The organism is Arthrobacter sp. P4_H3 (assembly GCF_056400885.1).
In genome coordinates this window covers 289,660-309,082 of the sequence record NZ_JBFUKK010000003.1, presented here as the reverse complement: position 1 = coordinate 309,082, position 19,423 = coordinate 289,660, and the positions used below count along the sequence as shown (strand labels likewise).

The 19,423-nt window shown below is 62.0% G+C and carries 11 protein-coding genes; 5 read left to right on the top strand and 6 right to left on the bottom strand.

From position 1 onward, the window contains the following. Positions 1–7: 7 nt before the first annotated feature. The 3 genes from AC1DRE_RS06650 to AC1DRE_RS06640 form a co-directional block, all read right to left on the bottom strand. Entirely contained in the window at positions 8–148 is a 141-nt protein-coding gene (locus AC1DRE_RS06650; protein WP_476983871.1) for a hypothetical protein, read from the bottom strand. Positions 149–868: 720 nt separating this feature from the next. Next, positions 869–1,450: a histidine phosphatase family protein gene (locus tag AC1DRE_RS06645; RefSeq protein ID WP_476983895.1), complete on the bottom strand. Its 582-nt coding sequence runs from the start codon at positions 1,448–1,450 to the stop codon at positions 869–871. 3 nt (positions 1,451–1,453) lie between these two features. Then, positions 1,454–2,944, bottom strand: a complete 1,491-nt coding sequence (locus AC1DRE_RS06640; protein ID WP_476983870.1) for a CCA tRNA nucleotidyltransferase — start codon at positions 2,942–2,944, stop codon at positions 1,454–1,456. A 208-nt stretch (positions 2,945–3,152) separates the two neighbouring features. Between AC1DRE_RS06640 and AC1DRE_RS06635 the strand changes: the two genes are divergently transcribed. The 5 genes from AC1DRE_RS06635 (at position 3,153) to trxA (ending at position 9,115) form a co-directional block, all read left to right on the top strand. After that, positions 3,153–3,653: an NUDIX hydrolase gene (locus AC1DRE_RS06635; RefSeq protein WP_104174597.1), complete on the top strand. Its 501-nt coding sequence runs from the start codon at positions 3,153–3,155 to the stop codon at positions 3,651–3,653. Positions 3,654–3,719: 66 nt separating this feature from the next. Further along, on the top strand, positions 3,720–5,810 hold the full coding sequence (gene murJ / locus AC1DRE_RS06630; RefSeq protein ID WP_476983869.1) for a murein biosynthesis integral membrane protein MurJ: 2,091 nt from the start codon (positions 3,720–3,722) through the stop codon (positions 5,808–5,810). 165 nt (positions 5,811–5,975) lie between these two features. Then, positions 5,976–7,586, top strand: a complete 1,611-nt coding sequence (locus AC1DRE_RS06625; RefSeq protein WP_476983868.1) for an ABC transporter substrate-binding protein — start codon at positions 5,976–5,978, stop codon at positions 7,584–7,586. A 208-nt stretch (positions 7,587–7,794) separates the two neighbouring features. After that, complete coding sequence (gene trxB, locus AC1DRE_RS06620; RefSeq protein WP_476983867.1) at positions 7,795–8,751, top strand: thioredoxin-disulfide reductase; 957 nt, start codon at positions 7,795–7,797, stop codon at positions 8,749–8,751. A 37-nt stretch (positions 8,752–8,788) separates the two neighbouring features. Then, positions 8,789–9,115: a thioredoxin gene (gene trxA, locus AC1DRE_RS06615; protein ID WP_011693983.1), complete on the top strand. Its 327-nt coding sequence runs from the start codon at positions 8,789–8,791 to the stop codon at positions 9,113–9,115. Between the two features lie 7,140 nt (positions 9,116–16,255). On the opposite strand, the gene AC1DRE_RS06610 is transcribed toward trxA, so the two are convergent. From AC1DRE_RS06610 to rsmG, 3 genes are all read right to left on the bottom strand, one after another. Beyond that, positions 16,256–17,539 carry a ParB/RepB/Spo0J family partition protein gene (locus tag AC1DRE_RS06610; protein WP_476983866.1) on the bottom strand — a complete coding sequence of 428 codons (1,284 nt, stop codon included), beginning with the start codon at positions 17,537–17,539 and terminating at the stop codon, positions 16,256–16,258. Between the two features lie 65 nt (positions 17,540–17,604). Then, complete coding sequence (locus tag AC1DRE_RS06605) at positions 17,605–18,672, bottom strand: ParA family protein (protein WP_476983865.1); 1,068 nt, start codon at positions 18,670–18,672, stop codon at positions 17,605–17,607. Positions 18,673–18,759: 87 nt separating this feature from the next. Continuing rightward, on the bottom strand, positions 18,760–19,410 hold the full coding sequence (gene rsmG, locus AC1DRE_RS06600; RefSeq protein ID WP_364122771.1) for a 16S rRNA (guanine(527)-N(7))-methyltransferase RsmG: 651 nt from the start codon (positions 19,408–19,410) through the stop codon (positions 18,760–18,762). Positions 19,411–19,423 lie beyond the last annotated feature (13 nt).

Below are 19,423 nucleotides of genomic sequence, written 5' to 3'. Positions count from 1 at the left end.
TCCTGCCTCAGCGGATGACGCCCATCTGGTGCATTACGACGTACACGTCTTCACGTTTCTGGTCGAGGAGCTGCCCGTCGAACAGCGTCTTGTCCTTCAGGGCAGGCCTCCAGCCCAGGCGCAGAACGCTCCGGAGTCTTTTCATCATGGTTACCTCCTTCCGGGGTGTGTTTCGCCGGTGCCGGACGCGGCGGGGTTCGACACGGCGGGGTTCGACACGGCGCTTTGCCTCGGTTGTGCTGACGGTCGTGCTGACAGTGGTGCTCACAGTGGATCCTTTGATTGGTTGAATGGTGAATTCTCCTGGAATTGGGCATGACAATTAAGGCCAGTCAATTGCAGGAATGAATGGCTTGAATAAAGGCAGGGAAATACCCGGTGAATATACCCGCGCAAAAAATGCGCTAAGTAATTTGTGGGTTGCGCCAGGCGAAGGATGGCCCCTGGATGCAGTTACGCCGCAGTCCCCAACAAGAAGCTGGGTTCCGAACTATGGGGTGGTGTTGCGTAACCGCACGGGCCCGCGCGGACGGCCGACTGCCGCACGGCTTCCTTTGTCAGGAAGCCGGTCACCTATACCTCGGCCGCAAGGCCGGGGTCAGTGGGTCAGGAGTCGGTCAGTCCGTGATTTGGGCGCGATTCAGCAACAGAGGCCGGGGACGCGGTGATGGTCATCTTCCATCCGCTAGTCAAAGTAATCATTTTCCCAACCTCCTTTTCTGCTTTGCCGCTGGCCAGTTGACTAACTGGACAACGCGCGCCGGTGACCCTGGCAGAACGCACTGGGGTCAGGAATAAAATTACACTAAGCTCAGGGCTTTTGCCTACTGAATTTAGAAGATTCTTCGAAATATTTGATAAATCGTCTTTATAGTCCCCAGCGGACCACAGCGGGGGTCTTCTTATCCCATCCCAGGGTGCAGACTTTCGCGGTCCCCAGAATGAAATGCCGGCCTTCGTGCGGCTCCAATCCCAGCCAGCGCGCGGTCAGGATCCTGGAGAAGTGTCCGTGGGCCACCATGAGCACGTTGTCGAGACCGGATTCCAGCACGCGGGCCACGATCTTGTCCGCCCGCGCTGCCACTTCCTCCAGGGCCTCGCCGTTGGGCACGCCGTGGGTCCAGATCAGGTACTCCGGGTTGTCCTTGCGGATCAGGTCCGAACTGATGCCTTCATAGTCGCCGTAGTTCCATTCCACCGCGAGGGGTTCCTGTTCGGCGTCGGGGAAGCCTGCAAGTTCCGCCGTCCGGCGTGCCCGCCGCAGCGGCGAGGTCAGCACCAGGTCGAAGTCGACGCTATCGAGGACCTTCCGTGCCTCCACGGCCTGCTGCTCGCCTTCCACCGTCAGGGGAAGATCCGTGAGTCCGGTGTACTGGCCGCTCTTTGACCATTCGGTTTCACCGTGGCGCAGGATCCAGAGCTGGGGGCGGGCAGTGCTGTTGAGCGACATCACTTATGACTCCTCGGTAGTGGAAAGTTCGACGCCGGCGGCCGGCTCGTGTTGGGCGGCTTCAGGCTGGTCCGCCCACCACTCACGCAGCTTTGCCTCGGCTACAGCGGGTTCGAGCGGGCCGTACTCCATGCGCTGATCGAGCAGGAACTTATAGGCCTTACCCACGACGGGCCCGGGTTTCAGGCCAAGCAGGGCCATGATCCGGCCGCCGTCGAGGTCAGGCCGGACTGCTTCCAGTGACTCCTGTTCCCGCAGCGCCGCGATGCGTGCTTCAAGGTCGTCATAGGCAAAGGACAGCCGGTCCGCCTTGCGCTGGTTGCGGGTGGTCACGTCCGAGCGTGTCAGCAGATGCAGGCGGTCCAGGAGGGGCCCCGCGTCGGTCACGTAGCGGCGGACCGCGGAGTCGCTCCAGCCGGCCTCGCCGTAGCCGTAGAAGCGCATGTGCAGCTCGACCAGCCGTGCCACAGCCTTGATGGTGTCGTTGTCGAAGCGGAGGGCCTTCATCCGTTTCTTGGTCAGTTTGGAGCCCACCATGTCGTGGTGGCGGAAGCTCACCGCGCCGCCCGGCTCAAAACGGCGCGTAGCCGGCTTGCCGACGTCGTGCATCAGTGCCGCAAACCGCAGGACAAAATCCGGGCCGGGCACGGGGCCCTCAGCATCGGTTTCCATCCCTGCGGCCTGCTCCAGTACCTGGAGGGAGTGCTGGTAGACGTCCTTGTGCCGGTGGTGTTCGTCAGCCTCCAGGCGCAGGGCGGAAACTTCCGGCAGGACGAATTCGGCCAGGCCGGTGTCCACCAGGAGGTCTATGCCCACGCGGGGGTGGGTTCCGCAGATGAGTTTCACCAGCTCCTCGCGGATCCGCTCGGCGGAAATGATGGTGATCCGCTCCGCCATCTGCGTCATGGCCTGCTTCACGTCGTCGCGGACCGCCACACCAAGCTGGGAGGCAAAGCGGGCCGCCCGCATCATCCGCAGCGGGTCATCGGAAAAGGATGTCTCGGGGGCGCCGGGAGTGGCCAGCACGGAAGCGTGGAGGTCGCGGACTCCGCCGAAGGGGTCCACGAGTTCCATGGTGGGCAGCCGCAGCGCCATGGCATTGATGGTGAAGTCCCGGCGAAGGAGGTCATCCGTCAGGGATGAGCCGAACGCGACGGCGGGCTTGCGCGACTCCGGGTCGTACGCCTCGGCGCGGTAGGTGGTGATCTCGATCTGGAAGCCGGATTTCTTCATGCCGATCGTCCCGAACGCCCGTCCGATCTCCCAGAAGTTGTCCGCCCATTTACGGATCAGCGCCAGGGTCTGGTCCGGCGTGGCGTCCGTGGTGAAGTCGAGGTCGGGGGAGAGCCTGCCCAGGAAGAGGTCACGCACGGGCCCGCCCACCAGCGACAGTTCATGGCCGGCGTCGACGAAGCGCTGCCCCAGCTCCAGGACCACCGGGTCCACCTGGAAATCGACGGTGTGGGAGTCGGACTTTTGATGTGCGTGCGCCATAGTTACTTAAGCTTGTCAGAAAACCACGCCAACAAGCACCAATAGGGGCCGCGGAACCATGCCGTTACGCTGCGGGTTCCGGAAACTGCGTCACACGCAGTCCACTTTCGTGTCATGTTCCGGTCATCACCAAGGGGCAAGAGTCGTTAGAGTGGACTTCATGGCCCATCCCGTACCGAGTGCTCCAGGCAGGAGGACAAACCCACCGTTGCCGTCGGCAATCGGTGCCCATGTCGCGCCCGCCCAGCACCCGGGGCCGGCCTCGCTGCCTACCGTCGAGGAAGTCTCCGCCGGAGGCGTTGTTGTTGACACGTCCGACGGCGAGCTGAGGGTTGCAATCATCGCCCGCCTTAACCGCGGCGGCCGCCTCGAATGGTGCCTGCCGAAGGGCCACCCTGAGGGCAAGGAAAAGAACGAGGAAGCGGCAGTCCGCGAGATCGCCGAGGAAACGGGCATCAGCGGCAACATCCTGGCGCCGCTCGGCAGCATCGACTACTGGTTCACCGTCAGCGGGCACCGCGTCCACAAGACCGTCCACCACTACCTGCTCCGGGCCACCGGTGGCGAGCTGACCATCGAAAACGATCCCGACCAGGAAGCCGTGGATGTCGCCTGGGTACCCATCCAGGAGCTCGCACGCAAGCTCTCTTTTCCGAATGAGCGCCGCATTGCCGACCTCGCCAGAGAAGTCCTGCCGGAACACCTCTGAGGCCACGTGACGGATTCCATGAAGCGCCCGCGTGCGTAACTGCGCACCTTTGAGACGATGAAGGCCATGTCAGCAGCCAATCCAGCCACTCCCGAACCGGACTCGGCCGAATCCCAGGCCGATTCCCGGACCGTCCAACGAGGAGAGGCCCGTTCCAGCGCCATCATGGCGGCAGGGACCCTGGTCTCCCGCTTCCTTGGTTTCGGCAAGACCTGGATGCTGGGTTTTGCCCTTGGCCTCGGATCCACCGTCAATGACACGTTCATCAATGCCAACAACCTGCCCAACCTGATCTTCCTGCTCGTGGCCGGCGGCGTGTTCAACGCCGTCCTGGTGCCCCAGATCATCAAGGCCAGCAAGGCACCGGACCGGGGAGCGGACTACATCAGCCGGCTCCTCACACTGGCTGTCCTGGTGCTTGTGAGCCTGACCCTGCTCGTCACCCTTCTGGCTCCGTGGGTCATTGAGCTGACCACGCAAGGGTACTCACCTGAACAGAAATCACTCGCGGTGTCCTTCGCGTTCTGGTGCCTGCCGCAGATCTTCTTCTACGGCCTGTATGCCCTGCTGACGCAGGTGCTGAACGCCAACGGGGCCTTCGGTCCGGCCATGTGGGCGCCCATCCTGAACAACATCGTGGCCATTGCCGGCCTGGGTATGTTCATCTGGATCCTCGGACCCAACTTGAGTAATCCCCACACGCTGGACAACTGGGGCCCCACCCAGACCTTCCTGGTGGCCGGATTCTCCACCATCGGTGTGGTGGCCCAGACCGCCATTCTGCTCGTTCCCGTGTTCAGGCTCAGGCTGCGGCTCCGTCCCAGGTTCGGCTGGCGCGGCGTGGGCCTGGGACAGGCCGCAAAACTGAGCGTCTGGACGCTCCTCACTGCCGCCGTCGGGCAGCTCGCTTTCCTGTACGTGATGCGCATTGCCACCATTCCGGGTGCCGAGCGGCTTCGCCTTGAGCACGCCGGGAACCTCGCCGCTGCTGCCAGCCTGCCCGGCAACGCCGTCCTGGAGGTGGCCAGCCAGCTGTACCTGCTGCCGCACTCCATCATTGCCCTGTCCCTCGCGACCGTGCTGTTCAACCGGATGACCCGTGCGGTCCAGGACGGTAACCGGGCCGAGCTGCGGGACGCGCTGTCGCACGGCCTCAGGACCATGGCAGTGGCCACGGTCTTCGGGGCACTGGCGCTGTTCGCCCTCGCCGGGCCGCTGGGCATGTTCTTCTCGGGCGGAAAAGAGCAGGACGGCGTGATGCTCGCCCAGACGCTCACCATCCTGGCGCTCAGCACGCCTTTCATGAGCGCCAACTTCATGATGTCCCGGGTTTTCTACGCCAACGAGGACGCCCGGACGCCGTTCTACATCCAGCTCGTGCTGGCCCTCGTCAACGTCGTGGCGGCGTTCAGCATTCAGTTCCTGCCCTTCGACCGGATCATCTTCGCCATTGCCATCCTGTACACGGGCGGAAACATCCTGTCGGTGGTTGTGAGTGCGTTCTTCCTCCGCCGCCTGCTGGGTCATCTGGACGGTCCCCGGATCGCCAACTCCTACATCCGGATGGGTTACGCGGCGCTGGGTTCCGCTGTGGCCGGTGCCGGTGGGCTTTGGCTCATGGGCAGCTACAGTGCCGATGGGTTTGCCTGGAGCGGCAGGATCGAGGCCCTGGTGACAATTGTCGTCGTCGGGCCCGTGATGCTCGTGGCGTACCTGATGCTGCTGAAGCTTTTCCGCGTCACCGAACTTCGCGACCTGTTGCAGCCCCTGCTCGGCCGCCTGGGCCGGCGCTCAGCCCCCGCCGCCGCCGGACCGGCGGAATCCTCCGCGGGGACGCCGCCGGGTACCCCTGCGGCACGGGGACGGACGACGGCGGAGCGCGCCACGGTTTCGGTTGACACCGGCCTGATTCCCAGGATTTCCGGAGAATTCGACGCCGCGTCGTTCCGTGCGGGACCCCAGGTTGAAGAACCGGTCCAGCACCACGACGGGCAGGGTCCGGCATCAGCGGACGAATACCTCCCGGCAGAGGAAGTCCCCAATACCGCCCGGGGAAGCATCATGCGCGAGGAGATCCCCCTGCCTGGCCGCAGGACGTTCCAGGGAACGGCCGGCCGCAACCCGTACTTCAGCAGGCACCGGAGGAAGAAAAGGTGACAACGCGGCGGTTTCACAGCGCCTGTCTCACACGGCCGTTATGCTCCATCGGCTAGGATCAGAAGCTAACTAGGGTAATTGCAGACCAGAAATTAACCGGCTAACCGGTGAATCCGCTTTGGCATGACCGAAGCGGCGATTCCCCGGACAGTCTAGGAGGAACCCGTGTCCCACCCGATCGATGTTGGATCAGTGCTCGGCGGCCGCTACAAGGTCACCGCCACCGTATTGACCTCACACGACCATGATCTGGTGCTGGATGGTGTTGACCAAGTCCTCAACCGGCCGGTGAGCATCCTGGTTGCGGGTCCGGACAATGCGGAGCAGGTAGCCCAAAGCGCCCGCGAGGTTGCCACCGGAGAACGTCCCGGAAATGTCCAGATCCTGGACCTTGGCGTCAGCGATTCCACAACCTACCTGATCACCAACCACACATCGGCTGCCGACCTCCTGGACCTTGTGGTTGCGTCCCACCCGCCGTACGTCGAACCCTTCTTTACCGACACCCTCGGAAGCGAGATTTTCGGTCAGGCGCGGTCCCACGAGCCCGAGACCTATGACGGCCTCTACGACGAAGAAGAGGTCGACGCCGGCTACATCAATTACGGCAACAACAAGCCCGCCAGCCAGAGCGGCAAACAGTCGACACCCCCGGTGGTGCCGCCTCGCGCTGCACCGGCTCGCCCGTCGTCGGCGCCCTCCCTCGGCTCCTCCGGCGCCGGTGCTGCCAATGGACGCGGACCCGGGGCCGGGGCTGCAGCCGCCGGTGCGGCCGGGGCCGCCGGGCTTGCTGCCGGAGCGGCAACGGGCAAACCGTCCAAGGATCCTTCCACTGCACCCCAGGCGACCACCCCGCAGCAGGCCGTTTCCCCGCAGGCCGGCACACCGGCGTCAGAGCCCCGCGCACCGCGGAACACCGAAGCGCTGAAGGCCCAGGCCCCGGCCGCGGAGTCTCCAAAGGTGTCCCTATGGGCCGACGATGACTATGACTACGGGGATGAAGCGGCCCCCGCCACCGGACCCGCCAAAACGGCGCGGGAGCGCATGGCCGGCACTTTCCCGGCCTTTGCCCGAAACAGTCGGGACGTCGAGACAGACGAATACTACGACGACGACGAGCCGGTGGAGCGCGAGCCCCGGTCAATGCGATGGCTCGTGGGCGGGCTGCTGGCCGCCGTACTGGTGGTAGGCCTCATCTTTGCTGTATCCAACCTGGGAAGCCTGTTCAAAAGCGAGCCCCAGAGCAATCCCGCCCCGGGAACCTCCGGCGCGTCCCAGCCGCAGACGTCAGGGGAGGCCACCCCGAGCCAGTCCGCCTCACCGGTGGCGGGCCCGCCGGCGGTCGACGGAGTATCCCGCCTGGGCGACTTTGACTTTGCCGCCACCTATGACGGCGACCTGTCAAAGACCTTTGACGGAAACGGCGCCAGCTACTGGTCGGATATGGAGTTCGCCACGGACAACTGGGGCGGCCTGGCACCTGACGTGTCACTTGTCGTCAAACTGAAGAGTGCGTCGAAGGTCTCCTCCATCACACTTAGCCAGCTGGGCGGTTCCGGCGGCAATATCAGTGTGCTGACGAATGACCGCCCGTCCATGGAGGGCGCCAAGCAGGTTGGAAGCAACAGCTTCACCTCGCCCGACCTGACCATGCCGCTTTCTGAGCCTGTGACGGCGCAGTATGTGATTGTGACCATCAAGAACCTCCCCAAGCTGGCGGCGCCCAAGACGCGCTTCGGCTACGGACTCCGGCTCGCCGAGATCAAGGTCCAGTAGGCAACCCCAGGCCCGGCAGCAACGGGTCCATGAACCCGCTTGAGGCCCGGTAACACGGCGTCTCCCAGCCCGACGAGACGGTACCCTGAGTGGTGGCGTCTTGTTGGGCTACCGCCTTCCCCGGAATATTCAGCACCAACAATGGGTTGTGCCATGTGGCCGGCCAGCAAAAGCAGGCGCATCGACTAAGGAAGAGGTTCACCGTTCAGTGAGCAACGCAGAAAACACCGCGTCCCAGGTACGTGATGTCATCATCGTCGGCTCCGGCCCTGCAGGCTACACGGCTGCAGTCTATACGGCACGTGCCAACCTCAAGCCGCTGCTCCTTGCCGGTTCCGTCACCGCCGGTGGGGAACTGATGAACACCACCGACGTGGAGAACTACCCCGGGTTCCCTGAGGGCATCATGGGCCCGGACCTGATGGAGAACTTCGAAAAGCAGGCCGCCCGTTTCGGCACGGAGATCCAGTTCGAGGATGTCACCGCACTGGACCTCGAGGGCGACATCAAGACCATCACCATCGCCACGGGGGAGACCTTCCAGGCCCGCTCCATCATCCTCTCCACCGGATCGGCTTACCGCGAGCTCGGCCTTCCGAATGAGAAGCGACTGTCAGGCCACGGCGTTAGCTGGTGTGCAACCTGCGACGGTTTCTTCTTCAAGGATCAGGACATCGCCGTTATTGGCGGCGGAGACTCGGCCATGGAGGAGGCACTGTTCCTCACCAAGTTCGCCAAGTCAGTCACCGTCGTTCACCGCCGGGACACACTAAGGGCCTCCAAGATCATGGCGGACCGCGCACTGGCCCACGAGAAGATTAATTTCGTGTGGAACTCCGCCGTTGACGACGTCCTCGGCGGAGACAAGGTTACCGGCCTGAAGCTGAAGAGCCTTGTGGACGGTACCGAGTCGGAACTGGCCGTGACGGGCGTCTTCGTGGCCATTGGAAACGATCCCCGTACCGACCTGATCAAGGACACGCTGGACCTCACTCCGGAGGGGACCATCGCCGTCGAGGGCCGCAGTTCCAAGACGAGCGTCAAGGGCGTATTCGCTGCCGGCGACGTTGTGGACCCCACGTACCGCCAGGCAATCACTGCGTCCGGCTCGGGCTGCGTTGCAGCTATCGACGTCGAGCACTACCTCGCAGACTTCCACGCCTAAACAGCGCACTATTGATCCGAAGGGAAACAACAAGCTAATGAGCAACGCAAAAGACGTAACGGACGCAAGTTTCAGCACGGATGTACTGTCGGCTGACAAGCCGGTCATCGTGGACTTCTGGGCCGAATGGTGCGGTCCCTGCCGCAAGCTGGGCCCGATCCTGGACGAGATCTCCGTTGAGTACAGCGAGAAGGTCAATGTCGTCAAGGTAAACGTTGACGACAACCCGGCTATCGCAGCCGAGTACGGCATCACCTCAATTCCGGCTGTCTACCTGTTCCAGGGTGGCGAGGTGAAGAACACCGTAATCGGCGCCAAGCCGAAGCAGTTCTTCGAGAAGGAATTCGCCGACGTCCTGTCGTAGCACGTTGACCGCCTAGAGCGGATCAAGCGCCCCGGACCACGTGCCGCCCGGGGATTTTAGGGTAGGCCGGGTTTCCAGTCGCACAAACGGTGGCCATCACTCATCAGGTGATGGCCGCCGTTTCTGCTTCCTGGGCGATTTCCCCGGTGGGTCGGAGTATGTGATTGAAATGCAAGTAGCCGTTCGGCGGATTCATCGTTCGAGGCGTACGTGTGGCTCCGGCAGCACGGGGGAGTGCTTCATGGAGCCGACTTCAACTCAGGCGAGTTGTTTCGAACGGCGCTCTTCTTCAGAACGTCCCCAGGCCCGGCGCCAGGATTTTCCCTTACCAGGGGACACTGCGACCGGTCCGCATTCGATCCCGGCGGGTACCAGCACCTAAAGAATCACAGCTGACGGAAAACTGTTTCACGTGAAACACTCGACTCAAAGCGGGTGGGGGCCGTGGGGATCGGAACCGAGCGTGGGTGGGTGGCCCCAAGGTGGTTCGCACCGGCGAGGGATGGAACTATGGCGCACTCCCGTTCACTGGTTTCTCAATGACCATGTTTCACGTGAAACCTGGGGCTGGCCGAATGGCGCATTCCTCGTCTGGGATGCCCTGGGTCCCACGACTTCACGTCGCCCTTCGTCTCGGCCGCGACCGACCTATGCAGGCCGTTCCAGGTGCCCCTAACCACTCAAGGCCAACCCTTACTGACTTCGGCAGGGTGATCAATCCACGGTGCCGCCAGGGGATGGGCGCGCAGAGACCGCCGTTGCGTCCGATTCGATACACCTCCAATGCGCCACGGACCTGTTCCACCGGCGGCGACTTCGATTTGATCCCTTGCACCTTCTTTGGTGCGTGCCTACCGCCGGCGGCGTTCAGCCGTGGGCCGCTTCCCTAGGTTGGAAACACGTAGACCCGTCGCACCCACAGAACCGCCATGCATGGGGGCACGTCGACGGCCCTGCTGGAGTGCACCCGGATCATGTGATCGACGTTCCCATCGGATCCGAATGCTTGCGGATCTACGGTCGGGTCAAGGGGGGAAGGAGGAGGGGGAAGGGGGTCCCCGAGATCACCGTACTTCGTCCGGCGTTGGGCAGTGGACACCATTTGTGGACGCGCGGGGCACTTCTTGTCGGTTTCGAGTAGCAAGAGAATGTAACCAACGAGCCGCTAGTGTGCGCTGATGAGTTCTTCGTTCGTCGTCTCGCCTGGTGCTGGTGACTCATGAGTCGGGCCTGCACCCGAACTCGCTAACCGTGGAGCGGCTAACGGAGCATCGGGGACGCTTCACGCAAGGAGGATGGAGCCAGACGACGGCCATCCTCCATTCGTTCGGATCAGGCAAAACGAAGAACCAGCTCCTGAGGTGACCGCACGTTTCACGTGAAACATCCAAGACGCGGGCCACTCCGAAGCTCTCTCACACATCCCAGGGCGAACTTCCCGGGCCGAGTCCTCAGCAAACCCCAAGACCCAGCCAGGTTCGCAGATCAAGCGCACCACAGGGGAACACGGATGCTCAGCCTTGCAGAAGGGGAGCAACGGATGGGTGCAGCAGCTCCACGGCCCGGCGACGCGCAGGACACACCTGAAACCCTACGCCTCGAGGGTGGATTTTGGTGTACCACCGCCTACCCCGCTGTGGCCACGCTTCCGAGCTGCACGCAATTCGAAGGAAATTTGAGCCAAACACTTCGACTCCGCCTTCGTGGCCATGAGGGGGCCGCTCTGCCCACTACGGTGATCCGGCCGACGTGGATATTGCACAGCCCGCTAGCCCTGCCGGGACTGAACCGACCTGAACGGAAGCCCTCCGGTCGGCGGCTCCGTGCAAACTGACACTGCTGTTACACCTAATGCAGGACCGCACTTGGATCTTCACCCGGGTCTGCTCCGCCACATAAACCGACCGGAGCACTCCACCGATTGCGAATGCGGCGGGCTTCAGTAACCGTCCCTAGCCCATTTGGTCCGGGATGCCATGAGATGCAGCTGCCATGCGTATATCGCTGACTGCTCCCGTTCTGAAGTGTCACTCCGGACGGGAGTCAACGACTCGGCGGGCCCCGACATTGTTTCACGTGAAACCGGATCGCAAATACGTTTGGGGCAGTACGAGCCAACCACTGCGTCCGCCTTCGGGCACGTCGACAGTACGACCGGAGGAATGCCGAACGAACCCAGGAGCATTGCGGGATCGGGTACCGGGCTTCTTCACTAACTGTTGACGTTGCACGGGAAGGGCAGTGTGGGCGGCGCCCACTGCACCACAGCCAAGGGCATGTGGTGGGTCTGAAGGGTGATGGGACGCGGAAGCCCCAACAATGTTTCACGTGAAACACGGTTCCGCCGCCGCTTAGTAACCGATCTGGATTTCACGGCATCGTCTGGGGTCCCCCGGAGCTCGATGGAACGGAACATCCAAAGGGACACATCGGGGCCACACACCTTCTTGCGGCAACGCCCCGGCAGCACGGCTGATTCATGAGCAAGGCAACGCTATCCGTCTCCAACCTCTGGCAGCAACCGCACTTGGTCATCCATCTACTCACGGCATCATTCAAGACTGTGGTCGATCTGCAGCCCGTCTGACTAGCCACCAGGTCACGCTGTCCTGAGCAAATGCTGCACTCCAGTCCTCTCCGCGTAGGCACTGACACCATCAATGAGCGCAAACAATTGAGCATACGCAGGGCCACAAGTTGCGCCTGCACAATCCAGCGACCAACGAAGTCGTCCTTCACGACGATGGACAGGCCAGGTTTTCGCGTAGCAGCACCCGATGTTCCCTGTACCTGATGGTTCGAAGGATCCCGGTCTTGTGGAGCCCGGATCACCCATCGCTTCCCCTGGGGGCTCAGCCGTACGCTAACGTTGTTGCCGGCACTGCAGGCCCGGCCTTGCGCGTCGCTAGGGATCCCTGCGGAAGTGTCCAGGCGGTGTGCCGACAGGTCGGCGCACCGATTCCACAGCCCATGGCTCAGCCTGCAACGAACCTAGCGAAGCCGAGATCTTTTGATATGTTCACCGCCCTCCGCCGGCTGCCCTGAACCCGCCGCACCGAGCTGCTTGAACTTCCGAACCGGCCGTCCAGATCCTCCCGCCCCGCTCCTGCGTCGCTGGAAATGGATCCCGATGCAGTGCCATACGCCGACCCTTCGACCCACCCCACCCTGGCCGGGTACGTCAACTGGCATCCCGACTGCATGCGAAGCCGGCCGTTGCAGCGCCCCGACCACACGTGAAATGTTCCACCATGAATACTGGCCAGGCAGATCAGCCGGACAGCCTAGGGCTTCCCCGTGGACTAGCCGCAAAAACGCGAAGCGTCGATGCGGGGCCGACACGACTGCGACGCGCATCAGAGCAGGGGACTGAAGAACGCCTCAGATAACGGACCACTCAGCTGCCCCGCTAGAGCCTGTCACTGACACCTGATCCAAGATGGAACTTGAGCGCTGTGCTTGGCGCACGCAGTCCTCGATGCCTTAGTCGGGTGTCTGAGCCGCATATCCGCTTACGCCGGACGGGCGAGAAGAGGCGTCCCCAGGATCCTGTGCACCTCTGCCCGCGGGCAAACCCCGTTCCGACTAAGAGCTCGCTAGATGCCAAAGTTTCAAACATATCGCCGTCGGTGTGCGGTACCGGTGCGGAGGGTGGGCCGGATGCAGAGGCGCGGGGTTTGCATCTTTTCGGCCATCCAGACCAGGTCCCAACGTGTTCACCGGACCATTCGATGCCAACCATCAGCCACTGGCAGTGATGATTCGAGGAGAGGCAGGCTTCCGATTCTGGGGGCGTTCCCGTGGCGATCATGCGAGCATCGTGACCTTGAAGGCCTTGTCGGGGGCGCACCCGGATATCATCCGATTCACGGCGGAGCAGTCTCGGCGCCAACTTTTCCCCAGCCCGTCTTCATTTCTCCACAGGCGATATCCACAAGCTTATCCACAGGCCCGGCCGAGGGGCCCTGATTGTGATTCCCGACATATCCGACACGGTTAGCGATCGGTCGCCGTATGTGGCGCGAGTCACTTAATGCGACGCTTGTGAAGTGTACTGATTAGTCATCAGGATGAGTCGCAAAAGCCGTTAGAATCGGGCGATATTGGCCGAAATTGCTGCATTCGAGGGCTGTTTGGCTTCGGAGGGAAGGGACGAGCGATGTTTCACGTGAAACACGTAAGGCGGCGAGGTGAAAACGCCATTTCGGCCTGCTGACGTTCGCTCGCCTAAGTCCTAGGTTGGAGCGTTGCACCCCGGCTCTATCCACAATGTTATCCACAGGGATATCCACCACGTTATGCACCGGTGTGTCCACTGCTCCCGGTCTATATTCAAGAGACTTGGATGCCGCCAAGCTTCACCCGAGGGGGAGGAGACGACTCCGCGCCGCAGGACTAGAGAACCAACGCCAGCGCAAGGACACACACTGGATCTCCTTGATGTCGCTCCTTCCTGCGTTCAGCGGCGACCTGCTCAAGCGATCGCGATGTGGTTAAGCCAAATGTTTCGGCTACGCCAGCTCCCCATTGGCAGGCAAGGATCACGGAGGCGGTTCGTAAGGAAGGGCACATCCGGTACGACGCCCAACGAGTAGGGCCGCGTGTCGCTAAGGGGGCCGTCCAGGGCTCGATGCGTCACGAGGCACTCGGCATGAAGCCCAATGGTACTTCCCGCCAGGCCGACTACCATGACTAGTTGACCCATCGAATTCGTACCCAATCTTCATTCCCGCGGGGAGAGACTGGCTACATTCGACGCGGGGATGGTTGGAGGCGGGGATGAAAAGAGGCGACCGAGGCTTCCCTCGACAATCTGCGGAACTCCTTCGACTAGGCCGGTAGGTCCGATTAGCGTCGCTTCAGAGATTCGCTTCAGAGAGGACTCACAGCCAGCGGCGCATTGCGCTGCCCGGCATCACATCGACGGGTACATCAGAAGCCGGATAGCGGGTTCTGGACGAACAGGGATGCGAGAAGAGCTGGGGCAGGTTCAAGTGCATCTGGCTGCCGGCCTGTCGACCTGTCGGCGGCACTGCGGCCGCTGCGCCGGGGGGAGCCCACCGGATTCTAGCGTCGTGGGGGCATGGTCTACGGGCGTTCAATGGAGCAGTGTCGTTCATGGCAACGCACCGGAATTGCGGCGTCTCGGTTTCCACCGCCTATTAAGTATGACTACTTGGCTCGACAGGTATGTCAAACGTTTCACGTGAAACATACAAGTCCGTTCACCATCCCTGGCCCGACCCAGCTGACGAAACCTGAGTGGCGCCAAGTCGAACCCCCTCGTCGGCTAGGCAGCGACTCCAGAGACCGGCCCCTCCGCTAATGACGGACCCGTAGCCACAGGGGAGACATAGTTGACGTCATAACGCGCCGTGGCCCATGGGGGATTCAGGTGCTGTGGCGTCGCCGCCATCGGCCACGGAGCGACCAGCACTTGGTCGTCCCCGGCATGACGAGGAAGGCGGCTTCGTCCATCACAGGCGTTCGTCCATCACAGGCGATGATCACGTTTCACGTGAAACATCTCGGATCCATGCACCGTCACCACCCGTCCCTCTCTGCCGACTCCTTGATCGTGCAACCTGAGTCCTGGACTCTCGGTACGCCCCACGACCGAGTCGGGTTGGCGACGAAGCCATGGCATCGGATCCAGGTCGGCGATCACAACAGGCTCTTCTGCTGGAAAGTGGGGTTCATAGCAAGGAAGTACCTGACGACTGCCACAACTGCCAAACAGCTTGATCCATACGCGCAGTGCACTTCGGGTGCGGACAACAACCGACAACCTGTACGCAAGGCAGACTGTTGCACTCTAAGCAGAGGGGAAAGCAACACGGACGAGAGTCCTGCGAAGAGACAAGGACCAGCCCTCGGAACGCCTGAAATCCTAGCCAGGTTCACACCATACCATCGACGTAGACAGACCAATTTTCGGTGTCTTGACCACGTAACGGTCTACCCGCTGTGCTTCGTGGCACGGAATCCGTCCGAATCTGCATCTCTCTGCATGTGCCGGCAAGACAGTGGATGAAGCGCGCAGTAGTCCCTGGCACTGTCCATTTACTCCTCTTTCAAAGACAGCGCTCCATGGACACACCCAGTACTCGCCTCCACCTCAGCCAGAATCCGCGAAGGCGCCAATGCGCCGAAGCGCCAAAGCTCATCCTGATGCCCAGCGCACCCTCCACTGAACAACGGTGGGCCAACACGTTTCACGTGAAACATGACAGCCTTCAACTGGGCAATCCAGGAAACCAGGACAACACGTCAGGCTGAACAGGGAGTCCGAGGCAGACTCACTGTCCTGACCACCACCCCTTAGAAGCATCGTGTCTGTTCCATCCAACCTTCGCGCCACCGTGGAAGTACATATTGGTGAAATCCGGTTGCTTGACCGTGTTTGCAAGCGCCGATGCCTACTCCGGGCGCCCAGCCGCAAGCCGTCGACCGAACCTCTTTGCTTGGCTTTTCGCCTCTGCAACTTGAGCGGGCTTCCTCCAGCATTTTAGGTTCCGGAGCGCGGCTCCGATTCAGCCTCTCTGTAGGGAGTGAATACCGCTGCAGAGTATGAGTGCCCTGCTGTTCGAAAGGGCCAACCCACACACAGAGGCACCCAGTGGTGGCGCGCAGTGATGACTGCGCTTGGTGACACCCCTTGTGGCCCGAAACCTGCCGAAAGGAGGAGATGAGCGGTTTCCCGCAATCTCCAGCTCAAAGGCCGTCCCACATCGGTGATTCCGACGCGGCCGGAGCCTGTACGGCGCTCTGGTGCGCCGTCCGCCGATCGGGGGTGTCCGGACCAGCGAACAGCAGACCGTGGCGCCCAGGGCTCCAGAATGCCTTAGGGAGCACTCCAGCAGCCCCGCAGAGGCCCCATCCAGCCGCCCGCATTCCAAGGAAGTCGAGCCGGAAGGCATGGAATTCAAGCCCAACTCGCAGCATCGCCGGATGGTCACGCCAAACTAGAAACGCCAACGAGTCAGCAACCGGACAAGCATGCTCACTTCCAACGGCACGCACAGCAACAACAGCAAGTGCACAACTGCCCCGGCCGATTTGAGTAGCTACGCCACCTCAAAAGGACAAATGAAAAGGGCCCGTTTCACGTGAAACGGGCCCTACTTCATTGGTGCAGTCCTAGTTCTCGGAACCAGGTGACAGAACTTCCATGATCCGGTTCAGGTCTTCCACGCTGGCGAACTCGATACTCACGCGGCCTTTCCTGGCACCGAGGGAGATCTTGACGTTGGTGTCCAGCCGGTCCGAAAGCGACGACGCGAGGTAATCCAAGCGTTCGTGGCGTGCGCCCGGGCGGGGGACGTTGTTCTTTGTGGGTTCCGCCGGGCTCTGGTACAGAGTGACAGCTTCCTCGGTGGCGCGAACCGACATTCCCTCTGCGACGATCTTCTGGGCGAGGCGTTCCATCGCTGCCGCATCAGGAAGGGCAAGCAGAGCCCGTGCATGGCCCGCGGACAGTACACTGGCCGCAACCCGGCGCTGGACCAACGGCGGCAGCTTGAGGAGGCGGAGCGTATTTGAGACCTGGGGACGCGAGCGGCCAATCCGGTCGGCAAGCTGCTCGTGCGTCGTGCCGAAGTCCTCAAGCAGCTGCTGGTAGGCAGCAGCTTCTTCAAGGGGGTTCAGCTGGCTGCGGTGAAGGTTTTCAAGGAGTGCGTCCCGAAGCAGGTCGTCATCCGTGGTGTCCCTGACGATTGCCGGGATGGTTTCGAGCCCTGCGGCCTGTACTGCCCGCCAGCGACGTTCACCCATGACGAGCTCAAACGGTTCGCCACCTTTTTCGGTTGACGTACGGACCACAATTGGCTGGAGGACGCCTATTTCACGGACGGAGTGAATAAGCTCCGCCATGTCGTCCTCATCGAAGACGGAACGGGGCTGCTTCCGGTTCGGATGGATGTCACCGACCGGGATCTCAGCAAACCGGACGCCGGGAACCTCCACCAGTTCCGGTCCGTCGTCGGTGGCTGTAGCCGGGCTTGTAGCGGCTTCATTTTGTGCAGCCGTAGCAGCTACGGGCTGCTTTGCGGCACCGGAGCTGGCGGCGGTTTTCCGGGCAGGAGCTTTCGTGTCAGGAGACGCAACGCCATTAGCCGGACTCTTGGTTACAGCCGAGCCAGAAGCATCCGCAGCCTTCGCTGAAGCTGCCTTGTTTTCAGAAGTCTTTTGAGCCGGGGCAGTCTCGGTCGGGGCATTCTCGGAGCGTGGCTTTTCTGGCGCCGCAGCAGCTGCGTCCTCTTCAATGAGAACGCTGGCGGCCGTCGTCGGCTTCTTCCTGGCTTCCGGGAAAAACAGGTCAACAGGGCGTGAAGGCGCTGCGCCGTTACCCGAAGCGTTAGCCGGAGCGGAACTTGGAATGAGTGCGCCAAGACCACGACCGAGGCCGCGTCGCTTATCGCTCATGGATAAATCCCTCCAATGGAAGAGCCCGGCAGACCCGGCTCTGGCTAGTGCAATTGTTGAAAATTCTAACGTTCAGCGATTTCCGCTGCGGCTTCCAAGTAGGAGAGTGCACCGCTGGAGGACGGATCGTAGGTCATCACAGTCTGCTGGTAACTGGGTGCCTCCGAGATCCTGACGGACCGCGGAACCACTGCACCAAGGACCTGGTCAGGGAAGTGCTGACGGACTTCGGCAGCCACCTGTGCAGCAAGGTTCGTGCGGCCGTCGTACATGGTGAGGAGAATCGTTGAAACAATCAGGTCTGCGTTGAGGTGCTTCTGGATCATTTCGATGTTCTTCAGGAGCTGGCTAAGGCCTTCCAGGGCGTAGTACTCGCACTGAATGGGGATCAGGACCTCGCCGGCCGCGCAGAAGGCGTTGACGGTCAGAAGGCCCAGGCTCGGCGGGCAGTCGATGAAGATGTAATCAAGACGCGCCTCGCCGGCCTTCTGGCGTTCCTTGGCGTACACGTCAATCGCACGCCGGAGCCGCTGTTCCCTGGCAACGAGGGAGACCAGCTCGATTTCCGCACCGGCCAGGTGGATCGTGGCCGGGGCACAAATCAAGTTCGCTATGTCCGGGCACGGAGCCACAACATCCTTGAGGGGCAAATCGTTGATCAGGACGTCATAGATGCTATCCACATCCGCATGGTGCTCTATCCCGAGGGCAGTTGAGGCGTTGCCTTGGGGATCAATGTCAATGACCAGGACGTTCAGTCCTGCAGCCGCGAGGGCAGCGGCAATGTTCACCGTGGTGGTGGTTTTGCCAACGCCGCCCTTCTGATTGGAAACCGTGAAGACGCGGGTTTTCTCAGGCTTGGGAAGCTGCCGGCCGACCAGGCGTTCACGGCGTTTGTTCTCGTGCGCAAGGTCGCGGGCGATGGGGCTCGAATCATCGATGGAATCCATGATGTTCCCGCTGACCGAGTTCGAAGTTTCACGTGAAACTGCGGTCGATTTGGAGCGGCTTGTAACCGAATTCAGATGATTCCACGAGTCACTCTGCGCGATGGAGGGCGCAGCAATGGCCCGTGCGGACCCCAGGGACACAAACGGGGGTATCCGCTGTGTGGAGGCTTCGCTACTGGTCACTGTGACACACTCACTCTCATTCGGCTTTTTCTGCCGTTCACTAGCCTAACCGCTTCCCCCTAAAGTCCTGTGGCACCGGGCCAGCGGCTAGGCAATCTTTTGCTTCTTATTAACGATGATTCGGACCACAGTGGTGGGTTCCTCCAGGAGGTCCTCACCGACTACTACGACGGATGTCTGCACACCGCCGAGCTTCCGGATGGCTTTGGCAGCCTTCTCGATTTCTTCGCCGGCACTGCGTCCCTTGATGGCCACGACTTCGCCCTTGCCCGCAAGCAGGGGGATGGTCAGACCGGCCAGGTTCGACAACGCGGACACTGCCCGGGCCGTGACGACGTCGGCGTTCACCATACCCACAGCCAGTTCGGCCCGGGTGCGCATCACGGTGACGTTTGTCAGCCCAAGATCGTCCACAACTTCCTGCAGCCAGATCACCCGGCGTTCCAGCGGCTCGATCAGCGTCAGTTCCAGGTCGGGACGGGCAATTGCCAAGCACAAGCCCGGCAGCCCGGCACCGCTCCCAACGTCCGCGACATGGCTGCCGGCGGCGATTTCCCGCTCAATGACGGCACAGTTCAATACATGCCGGCTCCAGAGCCGGGGAACCTCGCGGGGGCCAATCAGCCCCCGCTCGGTCCCGGATGTGGCCAAGTGCTCCACATAGCGTTTGGCCAGGTCCAGGCGATCACCGAAGATCGCCTCGGCTGCCTTCAGCTCCGCGGCAGTGATGTCAACCATTGTCAGCGTCCCG

What these genes read in the sequence shown, in the direction of transcription:
- AC1DRE_RS06610 (WP_476983866.1), bottom strand. Translation starts at nt 17,539, where the DNA reads ATGAGCGATAAGCGACGCGGCCTCGGTCGTGGTCTTGGCGCACTCATT.
- trxA (WP_011693983.1), top strand. Translation starts at nt 8,789, where the DNA reads ATGAGCAACGCAAAAGACGTAACGGACGCAAGTTTCAGCACGGATGTA.
- AC1DRE_RS06645 (WP_476983895.1), bottom strand. Translation starts at nt 1,450, where the DNA reads ATGTCGCTCAACAGCACTGCCCGCCCCCAGCTCTGGATCCTGCGCCAC.
- AC1DRE_RS06640 (WP_476983870.1), bottom strand. Translation starts at nt 2,944, where the DNA reads ATGGCGCACGCACATCAAAAGTCCGACTCCCACACCGTCGATTTCCAG.
- AC1DRE_RS06650 (WP_476983871.1), bottom strand. Translation starts at nt 148, where the DNA reads ATGATGAAAAGACTCCGGAGCGTTCTGCGCCTGGGCTGGAGGCCTGCC.
- murJ (WP_476983869.1), top strand. Translation starts at nt 3,720, where the DNA reads ATGTCAGCAGCCAATCCAGCCACTCCCGAACCGGACTCGGCCGAATCC.
- rsmG (WP_364122771.1), bottom strand. Translation starts at nt 19,410, where the DNA reads ATGGTTGACATCACTGCCGCGGAGCTGAAGGCAGCCGAGGCGATCTTC.